General features: G+C 62.4%; 7 protein-coding genes. 1 reads left to right on the plus strand and 6 read right to left on the minus strand.

The features are described 5' to 3' along the window. Positions 1-49 precede the first annotated feature (49 nt). Complete coding sequence (locus tag ACEW8Q_RS03040; protein ID WP_373502578.1) at positions 50-448, plus strand: response regulator; 399 nt, start codon at positions 50-52, stop codon at positions 446-448. Positions 449-559: 111 nt separating this feature from the next. Here ACEW8Q_RS03040 and ACEW8Q_RS03045 read toward each other — a convergent pair whose 3' ends face one another. The 6 genes from ACEW8Q_RS03045 to ACEW8Q_RS03070 all read right to left on the minus strand — a co-directional run bounded on the left by ACEW8Q_RS03045 (position 560) and on the right by ACEW8Q_RS03070 (position 5,946). Next, complete coding sequence (locus tag ACEW8Q_RS03045) at positions 560-1,888, minus strand: NAD(P)/FAD-dependent oxidoreductase (RefSeq protein ID WP_373502579.1); 1,329 nt, start codon at positions 1,886-1,888, stop codon at positions 560-562. 15 nt (positions 1,889-1,903) lie between these two features. Then, positions 1,904-2,902 (minus strand): TraB/GumN family protein, encoded by a 999-nt coding sequence (locus tag ACEW8Q_RS03050; protein WP_373502580.1) that lies wholly within the window; start codon positions 2,900-2,902, stop codon positions 1,904-1,906. After that, positions 2,899-3,834, minus strand: a complete 936-nt coding sequence (locus ACEW8Q_RS03055; RefSeq protein ID WP_373502581.1) for a tyrosine recombinase XerC — start codon at positions 3,832-3,834, stop codon at positions 2,899-2,901. The genes ACEW8Q_RS03050 and ACEW8Q_RS03055 overlap by 4 nt, the downstream gene beginning before the upstream one ends. A gap of 45 nt (positions 3,835-3,879) precedes the next feature. Next, complete coding sequence (locus tag ACEW8Q_RS03060; protein ID WP_373502582.1) at positions 3,880-4,488, minus strand: GNAT family N-acetyltransferase; 609 nt, start codon at positions 4,486-4,488, stop codon at positions 3,880-3,882. A gap of 24 nt (positions 4,489-4,512) precedes the next feature. Further along, positions 4,513-4,833: a hypothetical protein gene (locus ACEW8Q_RS03065; protein WP_373502583.1), complete on the minus strand. Its 321-nt coding sequence runs from the start codon at positions 4,831-4,833 to the stop codon at positions 4,513-4,515. A 327-nt stretch (positions 4,834-5,160) separates the two neighbouring features. Then, positions 5,161-5,946, minus strand: coding sequence for a CPBP family intramembrane glutamic endopeptidase (locus ACEW8Q_RS03070; protein ID WP_373502584.1), 786 nt, complete (start codon positions 5,944-5,946; stop codon positions 5,161-5,163). Between the last annotated feature and the right edge of the window lie 256 nt (positions 5,947-6,202).

Genomic DNA, 6,202 nt, shown 5'->3' on the forward strand with positions numbered 1-6,202 from the left:
TACACCAATCGCCTGTTACCTTTGACGCTACGATCTCAAAGGGTATCACATGAGCCAGCCGCCAAAGCAGGTCGACATCCTCGTACTTGACGACGACATCGACTTGTTGTCGAGCGTCGCGGACTTGTTGGTGGAATGCGGCTATCGCGTGAAAGCCTTCGCCGATGCCGATTCTGCAATCGAATTCGCCATGGGCCAGTCTTTTTCAGTCGGCCTCTTCGATTATCGCTTGGGAAGCCTCAAGAACGGCCTCGATGTCGTCGAGAAGATGCAGGCCCTGGGCTGCAAATCGACCTACGTGATGATCACGGCGGACGTCGAGCAGGCCACCCAGATGCGCGCCGTGCACCTCAAGCTGTTCGAGTTCATGCGCAAGCCCGTGCAGCCCGAGAAACTCCTCGAAACCGTGCAGCGCGCCCTCGACCACGCCCATAAGGCAGCGGCCTGACAAGTAAGTTCCGCTCTTTACCGTCATGGCCGGGCTTGACCCGGCCATCCACCAATGGCCCCGCATGAAGAAGATGCCCGGAACAAGTCCGGGCATGACGAACTACGGCAATCACAACCCCGTCGTCGGCCGCGGATTACTTCCGTCGAAAAACCGCGAATAGCGGAACGGCGAAGGATCGACGCAAGGCCTCTCGCCCGTCACGATTTCCGCCATCAGCTTGCCCGCACCCGGCCCGAGGCCAAAGCCATGGCCTGAGAATCCCGTGCACAAATGGAAGCCCTCGAGCTTTTCCACCTTCGAAATGATCGGCACGGCATCCGGTGTCGCGTCGATGCAGCCGGCCCAGCGCTCGGCGATCTTCATCGGCTTGAAGGCCGGATAACGCTCCACGAGGTTCTTCGCCGCCTCGTCCAGAATGCTGTCGATGGGCTCGGGATCGAGAACGCGCACCTCCTCGAAGGGTGACACCTCGTCCAGCGCCCAGCGGCGCTTCAACCTCGCCTCATCGATGAAGCGCTTGCCAAGCCGCAGCCTCAAGCCCGACCAGTCAACCATCAGCGCGGGCAGGAACTCGCGGAACAGCCGGAAGGAATCCGGCACGATGTCGGCAACCGAGATATGCTGGTGCGTAATGGTGAAACCGCCATCCATCCGCTTGCGGAAGGTGAAGCCGCCGCCGGAGCATGTGCGGGTGAGGCCCGTATCGATGGGGCCTGAGCGCATCACCGAACTGATGACGGAGAGCTGCGGCAGGGAAATCCCGATGTTGTGGCAGAAGCGCCGTGACCACGCGCCGCCCGCCAGCACAACGCTGTCGCACGCAATCGTGCCCTTCTCGGTGACGACGGCGGAGACGCGGCCGCCCTTCGTTTCAAGCCCGCGCACCGCGCAGTTGGTGAAGATCTTGCCGCCCTTCTTGCGCAGGCCTTCCGCCATGGCGGGGACCGCGATGAAGGGCTCGGCCCGGGCATCGTCGGGCGTATAGAGCGCACCCTTCCACGGCTTCGTCGAACCGGGTTGCAGGCCATCGGCCTCAGCGCCCGAAATCATGCGGGTCGATAGCCCGGCGGGCTTCGCGCTCTCCTCGAACCACTTCGCCTTGGCGGCCAACTGCTCGTCGGTGTCGCAGAGATAGAGGATGCCGCAACGGGTGAAGCCGGTCTCACCGCCGATCTGCACGTTCATGCCGTCCCATGCCGTCATGGCGACCTGGATCAGCGGAATTTCGCGCGGGTCGCGGCCCATCTGGCGGCACCAGCCCCAGTTCCGGCTCGATTGTTCGGCGGCGATCTCGCCCTTCTCCAGCACCACCACGTCGATGCCGCGCTCGACAAGCTCAAGTGCCGTCGCGATTCCGGCAATGCCGCCGCCGATGATGCAGACCGTGGCTTGTTTGGGAAGTGTGGTGTCGGACGCAACGCGGGCGATGGCGGGCACGGGAAAAACCGGATGTCAGTTGACGGGTGTCACCTTGTAGCCCGCCTGCCGGATCAGTGCCACCAGCCCCTCGTCACCGGGGAGGTGCATTGCGCCCACTGCAATGAAGGCGTTGCCCCGCGCCAGCAGGTCCTTCGCGCGGCGCTCCATCACATGGTTGCGCCTGGTGGTGAGTTCCTTCTCCATGAACACCATGATCGCCGCCGTATCGTCGTCCGGCGGCTCGATGCGGACGGAGAGCGGGATATAGGCCGTCACCAGCCGCTGGCTGTAGAGGCTGATCAGCGTCTCGAAATAGTCGACCGCCCGGTCGCCGAATTTCGCAACCGCCATCAGGTATTTCGCCTGCAGGTCGAGCGGCATGGAGGCAAAGACCGAGAGCTGTTCCTCCACCGTCTCAAGCCCCACAAGCTCCGCGCCCTGCGCCTCCGCCTGCCGGGCGATGGACTCGTCCAGCGAGGGAACACCCGCCTGGTTGCGGCGGTATTCGCAGATGGGAATGGACAGCATCGCCGCAACCACCCAGGGCTGGTAGCCGAACACCGTCTGCCCGCCTCCGGGCGGCATGTTGATGTTGTCGCGGATCGTCGCCTCCCGGTCATCGGGGATCAGGTCCCACAGGCTCCTGTCCGGCGGCAGCACCATGAGGCGCGCCAGCTTCATCGAGGCGAGCGCCATTTCCTGCGGGTTGCGGATTTCCTTCAGTTCAAGCGCCACAGTCTGCGCCCCGGCCAGCGCTTCCACTGCCTGGGGCGGAAGGCTGGTCACGCGCGGGTCGGTCACATGCGCAGTGCCGAAGAGCCATGAGGGGGCGACGCCTTGCCTCTCGATCTTCCACAGCATCGCCTCGCCATTGGGCGTCTTCTTCGCCTCCGCCATCACCTGAGCGTATGAAGCGGGGTCTTCAGCGGCCAGTTTCGCCAGCAGGTCGGTTCCCTTGCACAGCGGCGGCTCGGCGGCGGCAGACGCAACCCATAGGAACAGAAGGCCGAGAAGCGAGGCGATACGTTTCATGCGCGCGGGTGAGCCTTCTGGTATTGCGCCAGCAAATGGCTGCGGTTCACTTCGGTATAAACCTGCGTGGTCGAGAGACTGGCATGGCCCAGCAACTCCTGGATCACGCGGAGATCAGCCCCATTCGCCAGCAGGTGCGTGGCAAAAGAGTGGCGCAGCGCATGGGGTGTCGCTGTGTCGGGAAGTCCCAGCGCGCCACGCAGCCGCTCGATCAGCAACTGCATGTTCCGCGCATTCAGCACCCCGCCCTTCACCCCCCGGAACATCGGCTGCTGGGGATTCAAAGCCATCGGGCACAGCTCAAGATAAAGCGAAATCGCAGCCCGCGCGGCCGGCAGTATCGGTACGATACGGGTCTTGTTGCCCTTGCCCAGAATCGTCAGCACGTCCCCCGCGGCTTGCGCCGGGGTCAATCCCAGCGCCTCGGAAATGCGAAGCCCGCAGGCATAGAGCAGCGTCAGAACCGCCTGGTCCCGCGCCAGCACCCATTTCGGCGTATCGTCCATCGCCAGCGCATCGGCCTTGGCGACCTTTCCCGCCGCCTCGACCGACAAGGGCTTCGGCACCGAATGCGGCAGCTTGGGGCTTCGGATGGCGGAGAGTGCCGCATTGCGGAACACGCCTGTCCGCTCGGCATGGCGATAGAACGAGCGGAGGCTCGACAATTGCCGGGCAAGCGTCCGGCTCTCCGCACCCTGGTTCCGCCGCCGCGCGAGAAAGGCGCGGAAGTCCGAGGCGGTCAGCCCCGCGAGGTCGGCAACCGAGGCCTCGCCGCCTAAGTGATCCGCCATGAAGCCCGCGAACTGCCCCAGGTCACGCGCATAGGCTTCGAGCGTCTTCGGCGACATGCGCCGCTCGGACTTGAGCGAGGCCAGCCAGCCTTGCGCCACGGCGGCGGCATCGCTGGCGAAACTGAACGCATATCCGGTCATGGCGGCAAGGCTAAGGGCGAATGGTTACCATCCGCCCAAGCCGCCTCAATCCTCGATCAGCGGGACTTTTGGCGAGGCATCGCGCGGCATGTGGCCGGTCAGGCGCGGGTCGGGGTGGACTTCCACCATCACTTGGTAGGGCCTGAAGCCCGAGCGCTGGTAGAACCCGAGTGCTGCGGGATGATCGAGCGAGCAGGTGTGCACCCACAGCCGCGAGATAGGCCGCGCCCAAGCCCTTGTCAGCGCCTCGTTCATCAGCCAGCGCCCGGCGCCGCCGCCCACGGCATCCGGCACCACGCCGAAGAACGACAATTCGCAAGTGCCCGCCTCGCGGAAGTCGAGTTCCAGCAACCCGATGTCGCGCCCCTCATGCACCATGGCGAGGCTCTCGACCTGCGGATCGCCGATGATGCCGGCGAGTTTCTCTTCCCCGATGATCAGCCGCGAGAACCACATGATGTCGCGCCCGATCAGGCGGAACAGCGCGCGAAAGCGATCGGTGTCCGCCGCCCCCATGCGTTCCAGCGTAAAGTCCGATCCCGCCGGAACCGGACGCAAGGCCGGCAGCGCCGTCATCTCGAGGCAGGTGACCACATTGGCAAGGTGCCCCTTCGGCAACGGGTGATAGCCCACGGGCAATGGTTCGGTGTGCATCGTTTCAGGTTCCGGATTGAAGGATCAGCGCCGCCGCAACCGCAGCGCATTGGCCTTGGCGCGCCGCGAGGACGGCGCCATCACCGCCTGCATCATGCCATCGGCAGCCTTGGCATGAGCCTCCGCGCTCATGTTCCACCACGGCGACAGCGCCGCCTTGAACATCTCGGTGTGGAACGCAAAGCAGGCCTCCGCCATGGCCATCTGTTTTTCAACCACCATCTTCACCATCTCGGCATGAGAGGCGGATGTCGGCGACACCATCCCCCACCAGATGATCGGCATCCGCCGCGCAATGGTTTCAGCAGCGGCAAGGCTCGTGTCGTAGTGAGAATGTCTTGTCATGCAGCGCACAATAGCGGTTCTCCCGCGCTGCGTCACCCGCTCATCCCGCATGTCCGCACCGCGCCGCTGGACGTGACGCGAGACCCCCGGTTAGCTTCCCCGCGTGACGGCGCAACTAACTTACGCAACAGACAAGCTTTTGAATTCAACCAGGACAGGGAGCGTTGAACAAATCGAGACTTCTGCAACAGAGCGGGCGGTAAGTTCGTCGCCAGCAGCGCAGCTGGAAATGCGTCCAATGAGCGTCAGAGTCGCTTATCTACTCTGTGCCCGTCTCTTTCGCTGTGAGGCAGGTCAGCGGCATCCAGACTTAGCGCGGTGCTCGCTTTAAGCCTTGGTCGTTTCCTGTTTGCCCACGTCTTTCAGCACCAAATACCAGAGAACCATACCGATGACGATCTCGATAGGGGCTTGAAGATTATCATGGGCTATAATGGAAACGTCCTCCGAGATCAGGGTGCTGAACTGTACAAAGTCCCACAGCCAGTGGACGATCATCAGCGGAATGATGTTTTGCAACCGCAGCATCAATGGCGCGAACACTATGCCCCATCGGAATGTGTAGACCAGTTGCCAGAGCATGTCGGGCAGGGGTTCCCCGCCGAAATAGTTGACGGAGTGCAAGAGTGCGAAACCAACGGCGCTGACAAACATGGCAAGGGCGACACGCGCCCGGCTCGACTGCTTGCCGAGGAATGAATGCAGGAGGATTCCCCGGAAGGCCAGTTCCTCGCCAGTACCAATCAGCAATGTCACGAAGCCAAAGAAGGCAAAGGTGCGCCAGTTGGGGCTGTCGGCAGGAAAGGCCGACATCGCCCCGAGGCTCACATACCATTTGTAGGCCAAGAGGGCCAGGAACGGCAGGAGCCAGATCATCTGCTTTGCATCAAGTCTGCCGAAACCCACGTTGCGCCAGCCAAAAAAGCGCATGACGAAGAAGATGTTGACGATGTTGAGCGCTATCAGGATCGGCCAGAACGGATTGAACATCTCGGGCGAGCCGTAGGTGATCCCCTGAGAGCCCAGGTAGATCATGCCAGCGCCCATGATGGCGATGTACACCAGAGCTGCGACGATCCCGATCAGCGGCTTGTTTTCGGATTGTACAGTCATGAACGGCGCCCTCGTTCGTTGCAGGAGAGGGCAACTCTACGTGGTAGAATCTGCATTCTGCAAGATCAACCGTTCGGGAGGGGACCGAGAAGGCCTAGTGTTAATCTACTCTAACCCCGCATTCGCCAGATGACATACTGATTTGTGGCGGCATTGCGCCGATTCAGGTATAATTATCAGCAGTTTAACCTGAACCATATGAGGCCATCATGGAGAACCCAGCGGGTGAACCGAATGATAGTACTCTGCGCCTTGA

Origin of the sequence: Aestuariivirga sp., assembly GCF_041738905.1 — a bacterium.
Lineage (GTDB): Bacteria > Pseudomonadota > Alphaproteobacteria > Rhizobiales > Aestuariivirgaceae > Aestuariivirga.